The following is a 19213-nucleotide window of genomic DNA, read 5'->3' on the forward strand; positions in this document are numbered from 1 at the left end:
CTAGGAGGCGGGCCACCAGAAGGCGAGGTTCGCGGACATGCCGGAAAGGTACCACAGGAGCAGGATCCGGCCCGCGCCCGAGGCATCGTGTGACATCGCCGCGCACAGCCGGGGTTCATATGGGCGCACTACCCTGGAAGGGTGCCAGCCGTGAATCTCGGGATGCCCCGCGTCCCCGAAACGCTCGCCCCGCGTCGCAAGACCCGCCAGATCAAGGTGGGCAAGGTCCTCGTCGGCGGTGACGCTCCCATCAGCGTCCAGTCGATGACCACCACGCCGACGACGGACATCAACGCGACCCTCCAGCAGATCGCCGAGCTGACGGCCTCCGGATGCGAGATCGTGCGCGTGGCCGTGCCGAGCCAGGACGACGCCGATGTGCTGCACATCATCGCGAAGAAGTCGCAGATCCCGGTCATCGCCGACATCCACTTCCAGCCGAAGTACGTGTTCCAGGCCATCGACGCCGGCTGCGGCGCCGTGCGCGTGAACCCCGGCAACATCCGCAAGTTCGACGATCAGGTCGGCGCGATCGCCAAGGCCGCCAAGGACGCGGGCGTCTCGCTCCGCATCGGCGTGAATGCCGGATCGCTCGACCGCCGTCTCCTCGAGAAGTACGGCAAGGCGACCCCCGAGGCCCTGGTCGAGTCGGCCGTGTGGGAGGCGAGCCTGTTCGAGGAGCACGACTTCCACGACTTCAAGATCTCGGTCAAGCACAACGACCCGATCGTGATGGTCAAGGCCTACCGCCTGCTCGCCGAGCGCGGCGACTGGCCGCTGCACCTGGGCGTCACCGAGGCCGGTCCCGCGTTCCAGGGCACCATCAAGAGCTCCACGGCGTTCGGCATCCTGCTCTCGGAGGGCATCGGCGACACCATCCGCGTCTCGCTCTCGGCCCCGCCGGCCGAGGAGGTCAAGGTGGGCCACCAGATCCTCCAGTCACTCAACCTGCGTGAGCGCAAGCTCGAGATCGTGTCGTGCCCGTCGTGCGGCCGCGCCCAGGTCGACGTGTACTCGCTCGCCGAGAACGTCACCGAGGGGCTCAAGGACGTCACGGTGCCGCTGCGCGTGGCCGTGATGGGCTGCGTCGTCAACGGCCCGGGCGAGGCCCGCGAGGCCGACCTCGGCGTCGCCTCCGGCAACGGCAAGGGCCAGATCTTCGTCAAGGGCGAGGTCATCAAGACCGTTCCCGAGTCGGAGATCGTGCAGACCCTCATCGAGGAGGCGCGCCGCATCGCCGATGAGATGGGCCCGGATGCCCAGATCGGCACCGCGCAGGTCGTCACCTCCTGAGGCCTCGCTCCCGCACGAGGGTGATCCGGCATAGGCTCCGAGCATGACCGCCATCACCGTCGAGGGCGTCCATCGCCTGACGCAGCAGGCCGAGCACGGCGTGCTCGGCATCGAGGTCGCGCTCCATGGGTCCGACCGCGATGCCGTCGTGCGGCGTCACGCCGAGCTGCACACCGAGGTCGTCACCGAGCTCCGCGCGCGCGGCACGCTCGCGCTCGAGGTCGGCAGCCCGTGGACCTGGAGCGACGTGCTGTCACCGGGCAACCCGGACGGATCCGTGCCGCAGCACCACGCGACCTCCACGATCACCGCCACCTACGCCGACCTCGAGGCGCTGGCCGCCGACGTCGCGGCCTTCGCGCTGCGCCCGGAGCTGCAGGTGCAGCAGGTGCGCTGGGAGCTGTCGGAGGCCACGCGCGAGGGGCTGCTCGATGCGGCGCGGGTGCTGGCGGTGCAGGATGCGGCCCGCCGCGCGCGCTCGTATGCCGCCGCGATCCGGCCGGGTGTGCACGCCGAGCCGGCGCTCGTGAGCATCACCGAGCGCCAGGTGCACGGGGGAGGGGGTCCGACGCCGATGTTCGCGCGAGCCGATATGGGCGCCGGCATCCAGTTCACCACCCCCGAGATCGAGGTCGAGGCCGCGATCGTCGCGGTGTTCGAGGTCTGAGCGCGGCTCTCCGGGTCGACTTCTGACCGCAGGCGAACGGGCGGCATACGCTCGGAGCATGAAGTTCAGTCTCTGGCTCCCCGCGAATCTGCCCTGGCGCGACCTGCACGCCGCCGCTGTCCATGCGGCAGGCGCGAACAGCGGGGCAGGGATGTGGCGCGGGCTGTGGCTCGAGGACCACTTCATGGACAACACCGCCGAGCCCAACGACGGCGAGCGCGGCGAGTGCCTCACGCAGCTGACGGCGCTCGCCGCGACGGTGCGCGACGTGCGGATCGGATCCCTCGTGCTCGGCAACACGTACCGGCATCCCGCGGTCGTGGCGAAGCAGGCGGCCGCGATCAGCAACATCGCCGACGGACGCTTTGTGCTGGGCGTGGGTGCGGGCTGGCAGGAGAACGAGCACCGCGCGTTCGGCTTGGAGTTCGGCGACGTGCCGAGTCGCATCCGGTGGTTCCGCGAAGCGCTGCAGGTGTGGACCCTTCTGCGGGACGGCGCGCGCGAGGGCGACGGGTTCGTAGACCTCGAGGGCGAGCGCTACCGGCTGGAGCACGCCTCCCTGAACCCGAAGCCCCACGCGACGCTGCCGATCCTGATCGGCGGCAAGGGCGAGAAGGTGATGCCGAAGCTCGTCGCGCGCTATGCCGACGAGTGGAACATGTGGTCGACGCCCGATGTCTTCGCCGCGAAGAACCGGATCTTCAGCGAGGCGCTCGAGAGGGAGGGGCGGGCGTCGGCGTCGCTCTGGCGCACGATGCAGGCCCTCGTCTTCTTCGACGACGCGGCCAAGGCACACGCGGTGAACGCCAAGGGACGGCCCGCGATCGGCGGCAGCGCCTCGGAACTGGTCGATCTCATGGGTGCCTACGCCGAGGCGGGCGTGGACGAGTTCATCCTGCCCCTGACCTCGATCGGCGATGTGGCGAAGCTCAACGATCTGGGCGACCGGTTCCTCGCAGAGGTGGCCGCGCTCGTGCCGTGACACCGGCTATCCGTGGTATCACTCTGGTACCATCGGGTCATGCCCATGACCCTTCGTCTTCCCGAGGAGCTCGACGCGGCCCTCGTCACGATCGCTGAAGCCGAGCACACGTCGAAGCACGCGCTGATCCTGAGCGGCGTCGAGCAGCTCGTCCGCGAACGGCTTCAAGCAGCCCAGGTCGCCGAGGCGCTCGACTTCGTCCTCAAACGCGACGCAGGTCTGCTCAAGAGGCTCGAAGACGCCTGATGACCCGGTACCTCAGCCTCGAGAACGCTCTGGCCGTGGTGGATCGGATGGGGCTGCATGTGCGCGACGCGGGTCTCCTCGCGTCGGCGCTCTCGCGAGCGGAGTCGGGATTCGCCGGAGTCGACATCTATCCGGAGCGCGCGGAGAAGGCGGCCGCGCTCCTCGAATCACTCGCGCGCAATCATCCGCTGTTCGACGGGAACAAGCGCACCGCCTGGACGCTGACGCAGGTGTTCCTCTGGCTGAACGACTCTGTCCTGGACGCCGATGAGGACAACGCGTTCGCGCTCATTCTCGGGGTAGCGAGCGGGCAGACCGAGCTCGAGGCCTCGGCATCCTGGCTCGCCGAGCGCATCCGGCCCCGCCCGTCCTGACAGCGCACCTCACGGAGCGACGAACGACACCTCGCCCTTGGCGATGTCGACCGCGGTGAGGCGCACGCGGATGGCGGATCCGGGCGCGCGGTCGTCGGCGATCGTCGCGGTGACGAAGGGGTCGGCGATCTGGATCCGCGACCCGCCCTTGTGTGTCGACACGACGGCCGCGTCGAACTCCTCGCCGACGCGGGAGGCGAGCACGGCGGCCTCCACCCGGTCGACGGCGCCCCCTTCGAGACGGCTCGCGAGGGATCCGGATCGGCGCATCGCCTCCGCCAGCTCGGGCAGCGCCTCGCGCGCCCAGGCGGGGGCACCGGTGCACATCGCCAGCACGAACCGGTCGACGAGGCGGCGGAGCGGCGCCGTGGTATGCGCGTACTCGGCGCCGATCGCCGCCTGCACGGGGTCCTCCGGCAGGGGGACGCCCGCGGCCGAATCGAAGGCGTCGTAGTCGGCGCCGCGGAACAGCCCGCTCGCCGCCTGCATGATCGCGGGCGCAGAAGGGTCGGCGAGATCGACCCGGCGCAGGTACTCGCCGTAGGGCATGTCCTCGGCCCACGGGCGGCCGATCACCCCCACCCGGCGGCGGAACTCGGCGATCTTCTCCGGCTCGGCGGGTGGGAGCGTGCGCAGGATGCCCGCGCCGCGGCGGAGCATGATCGCAGCCGCCGCCATGCCGGTCATCAGAGAGACCTGCGCGTTCCAGTTCTCGATCGGCAGCGTCACGCGGGCGCGCAGGTCATAGCCGCCGTCGCCGGTCTCGACGATCTCCTCCTCGGGCGAGTTGAGGCTCGCGCCGCCCCGGGCCGACTCCTGCGCGACGAGCACGGGGCCGACCTCGGCGAGCAGCGCGATCGGCTCGGGAGCCGTGCCGTCATCGATCGCCGCCTGCGCGCCGACGTAGGTCCACTGCCGGCGCGAGCGCACCCAGGCGCGCACAGGCGGCTGCGCGGGATCGTGCTGGACGCCCTCTGCATCCAGCACGAACCGCCACACGTATGCGCGGCGATCCTGCTCGGGAAGCAGCGAGGCGGCGCCGTGCGACAGCACCTCCGGATGCAGGGCCACGGACCCGTCCGGCGCGAAGAGGGTCTGCCCGCGCCGACGGGTCTCCGCGTCGAGCGCGCCCCCCGGCTTGACGAAGGCCGCGAGATCCGCGATGGCATAGTGCACGATCCATCCGGATCCATCGCGGGCGATCGCGAGCGCCTGATCGAGATCGCGGGATCCCTCGGGATCGATCGTGTGGAACTCGAGGTGACGCAGGTCGACGCGGGCCTCATCCGACCCGTCCACCGCGACGCCGGAGGCGACGACGGCCTCGGCCTCGGCGAGGACGTCGGCGGGGAACTCCGCGGGCAGCTCGAGGTCCGCCCGCAGCTGGGCGAGCGAGGCGGCGAGTTCGCTGCGGACGGCGGACGGCGACAGGTGCGGGAGGCGGGCCGGCATGGCGTCAGCCTACGTGTGGCCCGATCAGGACGGTGAGGGATTCGGATGCGCCTTCCCTAGACTGGAGTCCTTATGGTCACGCGGCTCTCTTCCTTCTTCTTCCGCTCCCTCCGGGAGGACCCGGCTGACGCCGAGGTCATCAGCCACAAGCTGCTCGTGCGCGCGGCGTACATCCGCCGCCAGGCGCCGGGCGTGTTCGCGTGGCTGCCGCTCGGCCTGCGCGTGAAGGCGAAGCTCGAGCAGATCGTGCGCGACGAGATGTCCGCGGCGGGTGCGCAGGAGGTGCACTTCCCGGCGCTGATGCCCCGTGAGCCCTACGAGGCCACGAACCGGTGGACCGAGTACGGCGACGGCATCTTCCGTCTCAAGGACCGTCACGACGCCGATTACCTCCTCGCGCCCACGCACGAGGAGGCCTTCACGCTGCTGGTGAAGGACCTCTACTCGTCGTACAAGGACCTGCCGCTGACGATCTACCAGATCCAGGACAAGTACCGAGACGAGGCCCGTCCCCGCGCCGGCCTCCTGCGCGGTCGCGAGTTCACCATGAAGGACGCCTACTCGTTCGACTACACCGACGAGGGGCTCGACGCCTCGTACCAGGCGCAGCGCGACGCCTACGAGCGCATCTTCACGCGCCTCGGCCTCGAGTACGCGATCGTGAAGGCCGATGCGGGTGCCATGGGCGGCTCGAAGTCGGAGGAGTTCCTGCACCCGACCCCCATCGGCGAGGACACCTTCGTGCGCTCGGAGGGCGGCTACACCGCCAACGTCGAGGCGTTCGAGACGCAGCCCCCGGCCGTCCTGCCGATCGTCGAGGGCGCTCCGGTCGTCTTCGACTCCCCGAACACCCCCACGATCCAGACGCTCGTCGACCACCTCAACGCGCACGTCGAGAAGCCGGGCGGCGGCGAGTGGACCGCGGCCGACACGCTCAAGAACGTCGTGCTGGCGCTCACGCACCTCGACGGCACGCGCGAGCTGGTCGTCGTGGCCGTGCCCGGTGACCGCGACGTCGACGACAAGCGCGTCGAGGTGGCCTTCCAGCCGGCCGAGGTGTCGCCCGCGACCGAGGACGACTTCACCGCGAATCCCGCGCTGGTGAAGGGCTACATCGGCCCCTGGACCGCCGACGGCGCGGTGCTCGGTGAGGAGTCCACCAGCGGCATCCGCTACCTCGTCGACCCCCGCGTGGTCGAGGGCTCGGCGTGGGTCACCGGTGCCAACGAGCACGAGAAGCACCTGCACTCGCTGGTCTACGGCCGCGACTTCACGGCCGACGGCGTCGTCGACGTGGCGAGCGTTCGCGAGGGCGACATCGCCCCCGACGGCACGCCCATCACGCTCGAGCGCGGCATGGAGATCGGCCATGTCTTCCAGCTCGGCCGCAAGTACGCCGAGGCCCTGGGCCTGAAGGTGCTCGATCAGAACGGCAAGCTCGTCACGGTCACGATGGGCTCGTACGGCATCGGCACCACGCGCATCCTGGCCGCAATCGCCGAGCTCAACAACGACGACAAGGGCCTCATCTGGCCCGCCGCCATCGCGCCGTTCGACGTGCACGTGGTGGCCACGGGCAAGGGCGAGGACGCCCTGAATCTGGGCGAGCAGATCTCGGTGCAGCTGGAGGCGGCAGGGCTCGACGTGCTCTTCGACGACCGCCCCAAGGTCTCGCCCGGCGTGAAGTTCGGCGACGCCGAGCTGATCGGCGTGCCCCAGCTGCTGGTCGTCGGCCGCGGCGCCGCCGACGGCGAGGTCGAGCTCTGGGACCGCCGTTCCGGCGAGCGCGAGGTCGTGCCGACGGCCGAGGCCGTCGCGCGCCTCACGCAGCGCTGACCCATTCACCAGGAGGGCCCTGTCCGGAGCATCGGACAGGGCCCTCCTGCGTTGTCCCGGTCCGTTCAGGCGTTCGTCACCGCCGCGCCAGGGGCGCGACACGGATGGAGAAGAGGGTGGGGGAGTTCTGCCCTCCGCAATGTCGGTGGGCCGTGTTTCCCTGATGCTCTGACGACCCGTCAGTCCCCTCGAACACCGGAGATCCCGTATGTCCCCCATCGGTCCGGGCACGACGCGCAGGCGCGTCGCGACCCTCGCGAGCGCGGCCCTGGCTGCCGGCTGCCTCGCATCGTTCGTACCCACGGCGGCCTTCGCCGCGCCCGGCGGCGGCGCCGTCGTGATCAACGAGGTCTACGGAGGCGGCGGCAACAGCGGCGCCACCTACACGCACGACTTCGTCGAGCTCTACAACCCGACCGACGCGCCGGTGACCCTCGACGGGTTCGGCCTGGAGTATCGCTCGGCTGCGGGCGGGTCGGGCGGCGTCACCGCGCTCGCCGGCACCATCCCCGCCAAGGGCCACTTCCTCGTGCAGCAGGCGAAGGGCACGGGCGGCACGACTCCTCTCCCGACACCGGATCAGGTGGGGTCCCTCAACATGGGCGGCACCAACGGCCAGGTGCTGCTGCTCCCCACGACCACTCCGTTCGTCGGCTCGGGCGATGTCAAGGCGAACCCGGGCGTGATCGACGCGGTCGGCTTCGGCAGCGCGACCACGTTCGAGACCGCGGCCACCCCCGCGCTCAGCAACGCCGCCTCGGCTGCGCGCACGACCGCGGGCGCCGACTCCGACAGCAACGCCGGCGACTTCACCGTCGCGGCCCCCACGCCGCAGAGCTCCGGCGGCACGGTCGAGCCGACGCCGACGCCGACGCCGACGCCGACGCCGACGCCGACGCCGACCGAGACCCCGGCCCCCACCGAGGTCATCGAGATCTCGGCGGTGCAGGGCCCTGGCGATTCATCCCCCGTCGCCGGGCAGACCGTCACCGTCGAGGGCGTCGTCACCGCCGACTACCGCTCGGGAGGCTTCAACGGCTTCTACCTGCAGGACCCGACGCCGACGGGCGAGGGCTCCGACGGCCTGTTCGTCTACGGCGGGAATGCCCGCGCCGAGATCGGCCAGAGCGTGCGCGTCACGGGTGCCGTGAGCGAGTACCAGGGCACCACCGAGATCACCGCGGCTGCGGGTGGCGTCACCGTGCTGCCTGACGCGCTGGGCGACATCGCCCCGATCACCGACTGGGCCGCGATCGACACCGCCGCCGAGAAGGAGGCGCACGAGGGCGAGCTCATCCTGCCCTCCGGCAGCTTCACCGTCAGCGACAACTACGACGCGAACTACTACGGCTCGTTCGTGCTCGCCCAGGGCGAGTCCGAGCTGCAGACGCCGACCGAGCTGAAGGACGACAAGGACGCCGCGGGCATCGCCGAGGTGCTCGCCGACAACGCGGCGCGCCAGATCACGCTCGACGACGGATCCACGACCAACTTCAACGCGAACGCCAACAAGGCGACGCCGCTGCCGTATCTGACGCCCGAGAACCCGGTGCGCATCGGATCCACGGCGACATTCACCGCCCCCGTCGTGCTCGAGTACCGCTTCAACGCCTGGAACCTCCAGCCCACGACCCCGGTCACGGGTGACGGGTCGTCGTTCGTGACGTTCAGCGACGAGCGCACGCCGAACCTCGCCCCGCAGGATGTCGGGGGCGATGCCCGCCTCGCGACCTTCAACGTGCTGAACTACTTCCCGACGACCGGCGAGGAGTACGTCTCCTCGGGCCTGGGCACCTGCACCTACTACACCGATCGCTCGGGTGCTCCGATCACCGACAACACCTGCGAGCCGAACGGACCGCGTGGTGCGGCGAACGCGGAGAACCTCGCCCGCCAGCAGGTCAAGATCGTCAACGCGATCAACGGCCTCGACGCGTCGATCGTCTCGCTGGAGGAACTCGAGAACTCGGCGCACTTCGGCAAGGACCGCGACTTCGCGATCTCGACGCTCGTCGATGCGCTGAACGCGGCAGCCGGATCCGACGTGTGGGAGTTCGTCCCGTCGCCGCAGATCCGTCCCGAGATCGCCCAGGAGGACGTCATCCGCACCGGCTTCATCTACAAGCCGGCCGACGTCTCGCCCGTGGGGGAGTCGCGCATCCTGATCGACGAGGTCAACTTCGACAACGCGCGCGAGCCGCTGTTCCAGGCCTTCAAGGCCACGGGCGCACCGGATGACGAGGCCTTCCTGGTGTCGGTCAACCATTTCAAGTCGAAGGGCTCGGGAGCGGACGACGGCACGGGCCAGGGCCTGTCGAACCCGGATCGGGTCGGCCAGGCGCAGGCGCTGCTCGACTTCACGACGCAGCTGCAGGAGGAGACGGGCATCGAGCCGGTCTTCTTCGCGGGTGACTTCAACGCCTATTCGTCCGAGGACCCGGTGCAGCTCATCGAGGAGGCGGGCTACACCGAGCTGAACGGCGAGTTCAACGGCGGCGAGGCGACCTACAGCTTCGACGGAATGGCGGGCTCGCTCGACCACGTGTTCGCGAACGAGGCCGGCGTGGAGCTGGTCACGGGCGTTGACGTCTGGCAGATCAACGCGCAGGAGCAGGTCGGCTACGAGTACAGCCGGTACAACTACAACGCGACGATCCTCTACGACGAGTCGGTGTTCCGCGCGAGCGACCACAACCCCGAGATCGTGGGGCTCGACCTGGTTCCCGACGCGATCGACCTGGACATCGTCAACATCAACGACTTCCACGGCCGCATCGACGCCAACACCACCGCCTTCGCCAAGACGGTCGAGGATCTCAAGGCGCAGAATCCCGAGGGCACGGTGTTCGTGTCGGCCGGCGACAACATCGGCGCCTCGCTGTTCGCTTCGGCGACGCAGCAGGATCAGCCGACGATCGACGTGCTGAACGCCCTCGGACTCGAGGCCTCCGCCGTCGGCAACCACGAGTTCGACCAGGGCTTCGCCGACCTCACGGGTCGCGTCGAGACGGAGGCCGACTTCAGCCTTCTGGGCGCCAACGTGTACGCGATGGGCACGGACGACCCGGCGCTCGACGAGTACGAGGTCGTCGAGGTGAACGGCGTCGACGTCGGCTTCGTCGGCGTCGTCACGGAGGAGACCGCCTCGCTCGTCACCCCGGCCGGCATCGCCGACATCGAGTTCGGCGATCCGGTCGCCGCGCTCAACCGCGTGACGGCTCAGCTCAAGGACGGCGATGCCGCCAACGGCGAGGCCGACGTCGTCGTGGCCCTCGTGCACGAGGGCGCGAGCGCCGGCACTCCGGATGGCGCGACGATCGAAGAGGAGATCGCCGCGGGTCGCGCGTTCGCATCCATCGTCACCGAGACGGATCCGCGCGTGGCGGCCATCCTGACCGGGCACACGCACAAGCAGTACGCGTGGGATGCCCCGATCACGGGCACCGACGCGACGCGTCCGGTCATCCAGACCGGCAACTACGGCGAGTTCGTCGGCCACGTGTCGCTGACCCTCGACCCCGAGACCTTCGAGGTCACCGACTACGCGGCCGAGAACGTCAAGCGCGGCGCGGCTCCGACGAACGAGCAGATCCTCGCCAGCCCGGTGCTCACGCAGGTGAACGACATCGTGCAGTCGGCGCTCGCCTACGCCGCCGTGGTCGGCGACAAGCCGATCGCGAAGGTCACGGGCGACATCACGACCGCGTTCGCCGGCGGCTCCTACGTCGATGGCAGGTGGACGGGAGGAGCCCGCGACGATCGTATGAGCGAGTCGGCGCTGGGCAACCTCGTCGCCAACTCGCTGGTCGATGCGCTGTCCGCGCCCGAGCGCGGCGGGGCCGAGATCGGCGTCGTCAACCCGGGGGGCCTGCGCAACGAGCTGTACTACGCGAAGTCGGGCGCGGAGACCGAGGACGGCGTGATCACCTACGCCGAGGCGAACGCGGTGCTGCCGTTCGTCAACAACCTCTGGACGACGACGCTCACGGGCGCGCAGCTCGACGATCTGCTCGAGCAGCAGTGGCAGACGACGACGGAGGGCGGCACGGTGCGCCCGTCGCGTCCCTACCTGGCGCTCGGCCTGTCCGAGAACGTCACCTGGGTGGCCGACACCGCCGACGTCAACGCCGCCCCCGGCGACCACGTCGACGCGATCTACATCGACGGCGAGCTCGTGCAGCCGACCGATGAGATCCGCGTGGGCACCTTCTCGTTCCTCGCGGCACCGGCCGCCACGGCGGGCGACAACTTCTTCGCCTTCCAGCACGGCACGGACGCGAAGGACTCGGGGCTGGTCGACCGCGACGCCTGGATCGAGTACCTCGGCGAGCACTCGCCGCTGTCGCCCTCGTTCGCCCGCACTCGTGCGGTCGCGACCGAGATCGGCACCGTCACGGCGGGGGAGCAGGCGCAGGTCTCCGTGTCGGGTCTGAACCTCACCTCGCGGGGCGCCCCGCAGAACACGACGGCCGAGGTGCGCCTGAACGGCGCGTCGCTCGGATCCCTCCCGGTGGCGGCCGACGGATCCGTCTCGGGCGCGGTCACGGTCCCTGCGGACACGAGCGCGGGCGCGCAGACGCTCGAGCTGGTGGTGGCGCCCTCGGGAACCACCGTGCGCCTGCCCTTCACGGTCGAGGCCGCGGCGGAGCCCGTGCCCGTCGAGTCGGATGTCCCGACGATCGAGGGCACCGTGAAGGTGAAGCGCACCGTCACCGCCGAACCCGGCGACTGGACCGAGGGCACGACCTTCACGTACCAGTGGTTCGCGAACGGCAAGGCCATCGAGGGGGCGACGTCCCAGACGTTCGAGATCACGCCGAAGCAGGCGGGCAAGGCGCTCTCGGTCGAGGTGACCGGCTCGCTCGAGGGCTGGCTGCCCGTGACCGAGCGGAGCATCGCGCGGAAGGTCGGTTCGGGCAAGCCCGTCGGCTGACGTCCCGAGCATCCCGAGGCCCCGTCGTCCAGAGGACGGCGGGGCCTCGCCGTCCTCTCAGGACAGCGCCGGGAGTGGTCGGGTAATCTCGGAGGGATGCCGGCGGGATGCATGCCGGCGAGAGCTGAATAGGGAGGTCACCATGGACATCGATCTGGGACTGCTGCGCACCGTCGAGCGCGAGAAGGAGATTCCGTTCGAGGAGCTTGCACGGATCATCGAGCAGGCCATCCTGACCGCCTATGAGAAGCACATCTCGCAGACCGGCGATGTGACTCCCGGCACCCGCGCCGAGCTCGACCGCAAGACCGGCCACGTCGGCATCTACGTCCCCGTCACCGACGACGAGGACGCGGTGATCGGCGAGGAGGAGGTCACTCCCGAGGGCTTCGGCCGCATCGCCGCCTACGCCGCCAAGCAGGTCATCGGTCAGCGTCTGCGCGACATCGCGGATGACGCGGTGCTCGGCGAGTTCCGCGGCAAGGAGGGCGACATCGTCGCGGGCGTGATCCAGCAGGGCCCGAACCCGCGCATGATCCACGTCGACCTCGGCTCGGTCGAGGCGATCCTGCCCCCCGAGGAGCAGGTCCCCGGCGAGGAGTACACCCACGGATCGCGCCTGCGCGTCTATGTGACCAGCGTCGCGAAGGGCAACAAGGGCCCGCAGATCACCGTCTCGCGCACGCACCCGGGCCTCGTCCGCAAGCTGTTCGCGCTCGAGGTGCCGGAGATCGCCGGCGGTCTGGTCGAGATCACCTCCCTCGCCCGTGAGGCGGGACACCGCACCAAGATCGCCGTCATCGCGAAGGATCCGTCGATCAACGCGAAGGGCGCCTGCATCGGCGAGCTCGGCCGCCGCGTGCGCGCGGTCACCGAGGAGCTCTCGGGCGAGAAGATCGACATCGTCGACTTCGACCCGGATCTGCCCAAGTTCGTCGCGAACGCGCTGTCGCCCGCGAAGGTCACGTCGAGCTTCGTGCTCAACGCCGACACCAAGGCCGTCCGCGCGCTGGTGCCCGACTATCAGCTGTCGCTCGCGATCGGCAAGGAGGGGCAGAACGCCCGTCTGGCCGCCAAGCTCACCGGCGCGAAGATCGACATCCAGCCCGACAGCATCGTCGAGGGCGACTGAGCCCCGCCCGGCGGGTCGCGCACGCGGAGGTGTAGGATGGATGCCGTACGAACGTGCGTCGGATGCCGCACGCGTGCCCCCCGACCTTCGCTCATCCGAGTGGTTCTGCGCGATCTCGAGCTCGTCATCGACGAACGGAAGTCCGCGCCGGGACGGGGAGCATGGCTGCATCCCACACGCGAGTGCGCGGAGAACGCCCTCAAGCGCCGCGCTTTCGGACGAGCACTGCGCGTGTCGGGTGTGCTCGACACGCAAAACCTCGAGAAATGGCTGAACGGCTATGGAAACCAAGTGAACGGCTCGAAATGAGACCCGTCCGCCTTTGAGGTCTGCCCCTGTCCAGGGGTAGACCGCCCCTGACAGGAGAATTGTGGCAAAACCACGCGTACATGAGATCGCTGCGGAGATCGGCGTCGACAGCAAGGTCGCCCTGGCGAAGCTCAAGGAGCTCGGCGAGTTCGTGAAGAGCCCGTCGTCGACCATCGAGCCGCCGGTCGCGCGCAAGCTGCGCGCGGCGTTCGAGGCCGAGGGCGCCAAGCCCGCCGCCCCCGCGGCATCGGCTCCGGCGAAGCCCGCCGGTCGCCCCGGTCCCGCGCGCCCGTCGGCCGCCAAGCCCGGCGCGCCGACCCCCGGCCCGAAGCCGGCCCCGGCGAAGCCCGCCAAGGCCGAGGCTCCGGCCGCTCCGGCGCCCGCCGCGCCCGCGGCCGCCCCCGCGCCCGCCGCTCCGGCCCCCAAGGCCGAGGCGCCCGCCGCGACCGAGGCCCCCAAGCCCGGCGGTCCGCGCCCCGCAGCCCCCGGTGGGCAGAGCGGCGCCCCGAAGCCCGGCGGTCCCCGCCCGGGCAACAACCCGTTCGCCTCGGCGCAGGGCATGGGACAGCGTCCCGCCGGCCCGCGTCCGGGCAACAACCCCTTCGCCTCGGCGCAGGGCATGGGCCAGCGCCCGTCGCCCGGCAACATCCCGAAGCCCCAGCCGCCCCGTCCCGGTGCGCCCCGTCCGGGCGCCCCGCGTCCCGGTGGCCCCGGTCGGCCCGGCGGTGCCGGTCGTCCCGGTGGCGGCGGTCGTCCCGGCGCTCCGTTCCAGCAGCGTCCGGGTGGCCCCGGTCGCCCCGGCGGCGGCGGCGGATTCCGTCCCGGCGGCGCGCCCGGTGGCGCGCCCGGCGGTGGCTTCCCGGGCCGTCCCGGTCCCGGCGGTCGCGGCCGCGGTGGCACCGCCGGCGCGTTCGGCAAGGGCGGCGGCAAGTCGAAGCAGCGCAAGTCGCGTCGTGCGAAGCGCCAGGAATTCGAGATGCGGTCGGCGCCGGTGGTCGGCGGCGTCAACGTCCAGAAGGGCAACGGCGAGATCATCCGCCTGCGCCGTGGCGCTTCGATCTCCGACTTCGCCGACAAGCTCGAGGCTCTGCGCGGCTACACCGTGCAGCCCGGCACGCTCGTGACCATCCTGTTCAACCTGGGTGAGATGGCCACGGCGACCGAGTCGCTCGACGAGGCCACGTTCGAGATCCTCGGCGACGAGCTGGGTTACAAGATCCAGATGGTCTCGCCCGAGGACGAGGACAAGGAGCTCCTCGAGGGCTTCGGTCTCGACCTCGAGCAGGAGCTCGCGGACGAGGACGAGGACGACCTCGAGATCCGTCCCCCGGTGGTCACCGTGATGGGTCACGTCGACCACGGAAAGACGCGACTGCTCGACGCCATCCGCCAGACCAACGTGGTCGAGGGCGAGGCCGGTGGCATCACGCAGCACATCGGTGCGTACCAGATCTGGACCGAGCACGAGAACATCGAGCGCGCGATCACCTTCATCGACACCCCGGGTCACGAGGCGTTCACCGCCATGCGTGCCCGCGGTGCGCAGGTGACCGACATCGCGATCCTCGTGGTCGCGGCCGACGACGGCATCATGCCGCAGACGGTCGAGGCCCTGAACCACGCCCAGGCGGCCGGTGTGCCGATCGTGGTCGCGGTCAACAAGGTCGACAAGCCCGAGGCCAACCCGGCCAAGGTGCGCCAGCAGCTCACCGAGTACGGCCTGGTGGCCGAGGAGTACGGCGGCGACGTGATGTTCGTCGACGTGTCGGCCCGTCAGGGCACCGGCATCCAGGATCTGCTCGACGCCGTGCTGCTCACGGCCGACGCGGGTCTGGACCTCACGGCGAACCCGAACAAGGCGGCGCGCGGTGTCGCGATCGAAGCGAAGCTCGACAAGGGTCGCGGTTCGGTCGCCACGGTGCTCATCCAGTCGGGAACGCTGCGTGTCGGCGACGCGATCGTCGCGGGTCAGGCCTACGGCCGCGTCCGCGCCATGATCGACGAGAACGGCGATGCGGTCGAGGAGGCCTGGCCTTCCCGCCCGGTGCAGGTGCAGGGTCTCAACTCGGTGCCCCGCGCCGGCGACACCTTCATCGTCACCGATGAGGACCGCACGGCCCGTCAGATCGCCGAGAAGCGCGAGGCGGCCGCCCGCAACGCGCAGCTCGCCAAGGCCCGCAAGCGCATGTCGCTCGAGGACTTCACCCGCGCTCTCGAAGAGGGCAAGGTCGAGTCGCTCAACCTCATCATCAAGGGCGACGTGTCGGGTGCCGTGGAGGCGCTCGAGGAGTCGCTCCTCAAGATCGAGGTCGACGACAGCGTCCAGCTGCGCATCATCCACCGCGGTGTGGGTGCGATCACCGAGTCGGATGTGAACCTGGCGACGATCGACAACGCGATCGTCATCGGCTTCAACGTCCGCCCCGACACGAAGGCCCGTGAGGCCGCTTCGCGCGAGGGTGTGGACATCCGGTTCTACTCGGTCATCTACAACGCGATCGACGACGTCGAGGCATCGCTCAAGGGCATGCTCAAGCCGGAGTTCGAGGAGAAGCAGTCGGGTGTCGCGGAGATCCGCGAGGTCTTCCGTTCCTCCAAGTTCGGCAACATCGCCGGTGTCATCGTCCGCTCGGGAACGATCACGCGCAACGCCAAGGCGCGCGTCATCCGCGACGGCGTGGTGCTGGCCGATGGCCTGGCGATCGAGTCGCTGCGCCGCTTCAAGGACGACGTCACCGAGGTCCGCACGGACTTCGAGGCGGGTATCGGCCTCGGCAAGTACAACGACATCCAGATCGGCGACGAGATCGAGACCATCGAGATGGTCGAGAAGCCTCGCCAGTGATGCCACGGTGCGAGCGAGGCGGCCACCATCCGGCCGCCGAGCGCGCACAGCGAGTCGAGACGCGGACATCCGCGCGGCTCAGGTTCTGAAAGAATGGCCCTGTCGGGGGTTTCGATCCCCGACAGGGCCATTCGGCCCCCTCGGCGGGGCAGATTGAAGGAGGACTCCATGGCGGGTCAGGAACGACAGGCGAGGCTCTCGGATCGGATCCGGGTGATTCTGGCCGAGCGGCTGGAGAAGGGCCTGCGGGATCCGCGGCTCGGCTTCGTGACGATCACGGATGTGCGTGTCACGGGCGATCTGCAGCACGCGTCGGTCTTCTACACGGTCTACGGATCGGACGAGGAGCGCGAGGCCAGCGGCGCTGCCCTGCGGGCGGCGACCGGCATGCTGCGCAGCGAGGTGGGCAAGAAGCTCAACACCCGTCTGACGCCGTCGCTCGAGTTCATCGCCGATGCGCTGCCCGAGAGTGCCAGCACGCTCGACTCGCTGCTGCGTGAGGCTCGCGAGCGCGATGCCGCAGTGGCGGGCATCGCGGCGGGCGCCACGTACGCCGGCGACGCCGATCCCTACGTCAAGCCTCGGGAGATCCCCGAGGAGGAGGAGATCGAGGACTGATCCTCGACCCTCCGAAGGCCGCCCTGCGAGGGCGGCCTTCGTCGTTCCCGGCCCCATGGAACCCGGGCCGGTTTACGGTGAGGTCATGCGTGCTGCGATCTACTCCGAGCCCGGTCCGTCCTCCGTTCTCCGCGTCGTCGAGCGCCCCGTTCCCGAGCCCGGTGCCGGCGAGGTGCGGGTGCGGGTGGTGCGCGCGGGAGTGAACCCCACCGACTGGAAGTTCCGCCAGGGCGCGATGGGCGAGCTCGCGTTCGCCGAGATCGCGCCCGGCCAGGACGCGAGCGGCGTCGTCGATGCCCGGGGCGAGGGCGCGACCGGTGTGGCCGTCGGCGACCGCGTGTGGACGTACCTGACGCAGCACGGCCGGCCGTACGGATCGGCGAGCGAGTACGTGGTGGTGCCGGTGGCGCAGGCCGTCCCCCTGCCGGAGGGAGCCTCCTTCGACCTCGGAGCGTCGCTGGGCGTGCCCGCGATCACGGCGCATCGCCTGCTGACCTCCGGGCCGGTGAGCCGCCTCGCGCCCGGTGCGCTCGCCGGTCGGACCATCCTCGTGCAGGGTGGCGCGGGTGCGGTCGGCAACGCCGCCATCCAGCTCGCCGTGTGGGCCGGCGCCACCGTGATCGCCACGATCAGCAGTGACGAGAAGGCCGCTCTCGCGCGTGCGGCCGGCGCGGCGCACACCGTCGACTACACAACCGGCGACGCCGCGGGCCAGATCCGCGCGATCGCCCCCGACGGGGTCGATCTCATCGTCGAGGTGGCGCCCGCGGTGAACGCCGAGCTCGACAGGGAGGTCGCGGCACTCGGCGGCACGATCGCCGTCTACGCGAACAACGGCGGCGACGAGATGACGCTGTCGGTGCGCGCGACGTTCTCGAAGAACCTGCGCTACCAGTTCGTGCTGCTGTACACGGTCGATCCGGATCTTCTCGCCGCCGCGACCGAGGACATCACCGCCGCCATCGCCGACGGGGCGCTGGAGGTGGGCGAAGAGCACGGCGTGCCCCTGCACCGTTTCCCGCTGGAGCAGACCGCGGCCGCGCACGACGCGGTCGAGGGCGGCGCCATCGGCAAGGTGCTGATCGAGGTCGCGCCCGAGTGAGCCTCAGCGCGGCAGGTGGAGGGCGCCGTCCTCGGCCTCGATGAGGCCGTCGTCGAGCAGGCTCAGGATGGCGCGGTCGCGTTGCAGGCGATCGGGCCAGTCGCCGATCACCGCCTGCTGCGGCAGCGATCCGGACTCGCGAAGGGCCCGCAGCACCGCACCTCGCGCCTGTCGGTCTGAGCCCTCGTACTTCGCCTGACGGCGCCGCAGATCCGGGGTCTCGGGGCGGCCCTCGCTCACCCACGCGCAGATGTCGAGCAGGGGGCACACATCGCACCGCGGAGTGCGCGCGACGCAGACCACGGCGCCGAGCTCCATGGCCGCGGCGTTGACGATCGCCGCGGCGTCGTCGCCCTCGGGAAGCAGGGCCTCCATGTCGTCGAGGTCGCGGCGGTGCGGCGGACCCGGCTGCGCGCGCCCGTGCACCGCGCGGGCGATGACGCGGCGGGTGTTCGTGTCGACGACGGGATGCCGGTCGCCGTACGCGAAGGTCGCGACGGCTCGCGCGGTGTAGTCGCCGATGCCGGTGAGGGCGAGCAGTGCGTCGACGTCGCGCGGCACCACGCCGTCGTGGCGGTCCCGGATCTCGACGGCCGCGCGGTGCAGCCACAGCGCGCGCCGCGGATAGCCGAGGTTCGCCCACTGCCTCACGGCCTCGGCCGGTGCATCGGCTGCCAGGGCGGTGGGCGTCGGCCAGCGTTCGAGCCACGCCTCCAGCAGCGGGATCACCCGGTTCACCGGCGTCTGCTGCAGCATGAACTCGCTCACCAGCACACCCCAGGCGCCGAAGCCCGGCGCGCGCCACGGAAGATCGCGCTGCTCCCTGGCGTACCAGGGGATCAGGCGCGCGGCGATCTCGGAGGGCATCCGTCCAGCCTAGGTCGGCAGCTCACCGACGCTGCGTCGCCCGCCGGATCATCGGCGTGTGCGGGATGCCGTCCTCGACGAACTCGGCGCCGTCGGGCTCGAATCCGAAGCGCGCGTACCAGCCGGTGAGGTGAGACTGGGCGTCGAGCCGCACCGTCTGGCCCTCGCACGCAGCGAGCGCGCCGCGCATCAGCTCGGCCGCGAGGCCCTTTTCGCGTGCCTGCGCGGCGGTCGCGACGCGGCCGATCCGGCGATCCTGGCCATCCGTGAGCAGCCGCAGCGTCGCGAGCATCGCCGATCCGTCGGTCGCCCAGAACTGGATCGTCGCCGGCTCGACATCGCGGCCATCCAGCTCCGGATAGGGGCAGTCCTGCTCCACGACGAACACGTCGACGCGCAGACGCAGGATCTCGTACAGATCGAGGGGCGAGAGGTCGACGGTCGGGGCGGAGCGGAACGAGATCACCGATCCAGGGTACGGGCGCGGGGAGCGTCATCGCCCGGCGACGGCGAGCGTCGCGGCAGGCAGCCCGTCGCACGGAGGCCGAGCGGTGGAC

The 19213-nt window shown here is 70.5% G+C and carries 15 protein-coding genes; 12 read left to right on the top strand and 3 right to left on the bottom strand.

Annotated elements, in window-relative coordinates; translation table 11 throughout:
• Nucleotides 1-141 precede the first annotated feature (141 nt).
• Genes ispG through J5V96_RS07150 form a run of 5 tightly spaced genes read left to right on the top strand, consistent with a single transcriptional unit; the run spans nt 142 to nt 3562 of the window.
• On the top strand, nt 142-1293 hold the full coding sequence (gene ispG / locus J5V96_RS07130) for a flavodoxin-dependent (E)-4-hydroxy-3-methylbut-2-enyl-diphosphate synthase (protein ID WP_208502109.1): 1152 nt from the start codon (nt 142-144) through the stop codon (nt 1291-1293).
• Nucleotides 1294-1336: 43 nt separating this feature from the next.
• A complete protein-coding gene (locus J5V96_RS07135; protein WP_208502112.1) occupies nt 1337-1960 on the top strand; it encodes an SIMPL domain-containing protein in 624 nt (207 codons plus the stop codon).
• A 58-nt stretch (nt 1961-2018) separates the two neighbouring features.
• Nucleotides 2019-2942, top strand: a complete 924-nt coding sequence (locus tag J5V96_RS07140; RefSeq protein WP_208502114.1) for an LLM class flavin-dependent oxidoreductase — start codon at nt 2019-2021, stop codon at nt 2940-2942.
• Between the two features lie 39 nt (nt 2943-2981).
• Entirely contained in the window at nt 2982-3188 is a 207-nt protein-coding gene (locus tag J5V96_RS07145; RefSeq protein ID WP_236014542.1) for a hypothetical protein, read from the top strand.
• Entirely contained in the window at nt 3188-3562 is a 375-nt protein-coding gene (locus J5V96_RS07150) for a type II toxin-antitoxin system death-on-curing family toxin (protein ID WP_208502116.1), read from the top strand. Before J5V96_RS07145 ends, J5V96_RS07150 begins: the two co-directional genes overlap by 1 nt.
• A 9-nt stretch (nt 3563-3571) precedes the next feature.
• Here J5V96_RS07150 and J5V96_RS07155 read toward each other — a convergent pair whose 3' ends face one another.
• Complete coding sequence (locus tag J5V96_RS07155; RefSeq protein WP_208502118.1) at nt 3572-5014, bottom strand: RNB domain-containing ribonuclease; 1443 nt, start codon at nt 5012-5014, stop codon at nt 3572-3574.
• Between the two features lie 72 nt (nt 5015-5086).
• Here J5V96_RS07155 and J5V96_RS07160 point away from each other — a divergent pair, with 72 nt between their 5' ends.
• From J5V96_RS07160 to J5V96_RS07190, 7 genes are all read left to right on the top strand, one after another.
• On the top strand, nt 5087-6850 hold the full coding sequence (locus tag J5V96_RS07160) for a proline--tRNA ligase (protein WP_208502120.1): 1764 nt from the start codon (nt 5087-5089) through the stop codon (nt 6848-6850).
• A gap of 208 nt (nt 6851-7058) precedes the next feature.
• Complete coding sequence (locus tag J5V96_RS07165; RefSeq protein WP_208502123.1) at nt 7059-11783, top strand: ExeM/NucH family extracellular endonuclease; 4725 nt, start codon at nt 7059-7061, stop codon at nt 11781-11783.
• A 142-nt stretch (nt 11784-11925) separates the two neighbouring features.
• Nucleotides 11926-12915, top strand: a complete 990-nt coding sequence (gene nusA, locus J5V96_RS07170) for a transcription termination factor NusA (protein ID WP_208502125.1) — start codon at nt 11926-11928, stop codon at nt 12913-12915.
• 99 nt (nt 12916-13014) lie between these two features.
• A complete protein-coding gene (locus tag J5V96_RS07175; RefSeq protein WP_372439931.1) occupies nt 13015-13224 on the top strand; it encodes a YlxR family protein in 210 nt (69 codons plus the stop codon).
• Between the two features lie 61 nt (nt 13225-13285).
• Nucleotides 13286-16069 (top strand): translation initiation factor IF-2, encoded by a 2784-nt coding sequence (infB, locus tag J5V96_RS07180; protein ID WP_208502129.1) that lies wholly within the window; start codon nt 13286-13288, stop codon nt 16067-16069.
• 168 nt (nt 16070-16237) lie between these two features.
• Nucleotides 16238-16687, top strand: a complete 450-nt coding sequence (gene rbfA / locus J5V96_RS07185; RefSeq protein WP_208502131.1) for a 30S ribosome-binding factor RbfA — start codon at nt 16238-16240, stop codon at nt 16685-16687.
• Nucleotides 16688-16772: 85 nt separating this feature from the next.
• Nucleotides 16773-17789, top strand: coding sequence for an NADPH:quinone reductase (locus J5V96_RS07190; RefSeq protein ID WP_208502133.1), 1017 nt, complete (start codon nt 16773-16775; stop codon nt 17787-17789).
• Nucleotides 17790-17792: 3 nt separating this feature from the next.
• On the opposite strand, the gene J5V96_RS07195 is transcribed toward J5V96_RS07190, so the two are convergent.
• Together J5V96_RS07195 and J5V96_RS07200 are read right to left on the bottom strand one after the other, a co-directional pair.
• Nucleotides 17793-18656 carry an iron-sulfur binding domain-containing protein gene (locus J5V96_RS07195; RefSeq protein WP_208502135.1) on the bottom strand — a complete coding sequence of 288 codons (864 nt, stop codon included), beginning with the start codon at nt 18654-18656 and terminating at the stop codon, nt 17793-17795.
• 22 nt (nt 18657-18678) lie between these two features.
• Entirely contained in the window at nt 18679-19122 is a 444-nt protein-coding gene (locus tag J5V96_RS07200; RefSeq protein WP_208502137.1) for a GNAT family N-acetyltransferase, read from the bottom strand.
• Nucleotides 19123-19213: the final 91 nt, after the last annotated feature.

The sequence above is a fragment of the Microbacterium stercoris genome, assembly GCF_017592545.1.
Lineage (GTDB): Bacteria > Actinomycetota > Actinomycetes > Actinomycetales > Microbacteriaceae > Microbacterium > Microbacterium stercoris.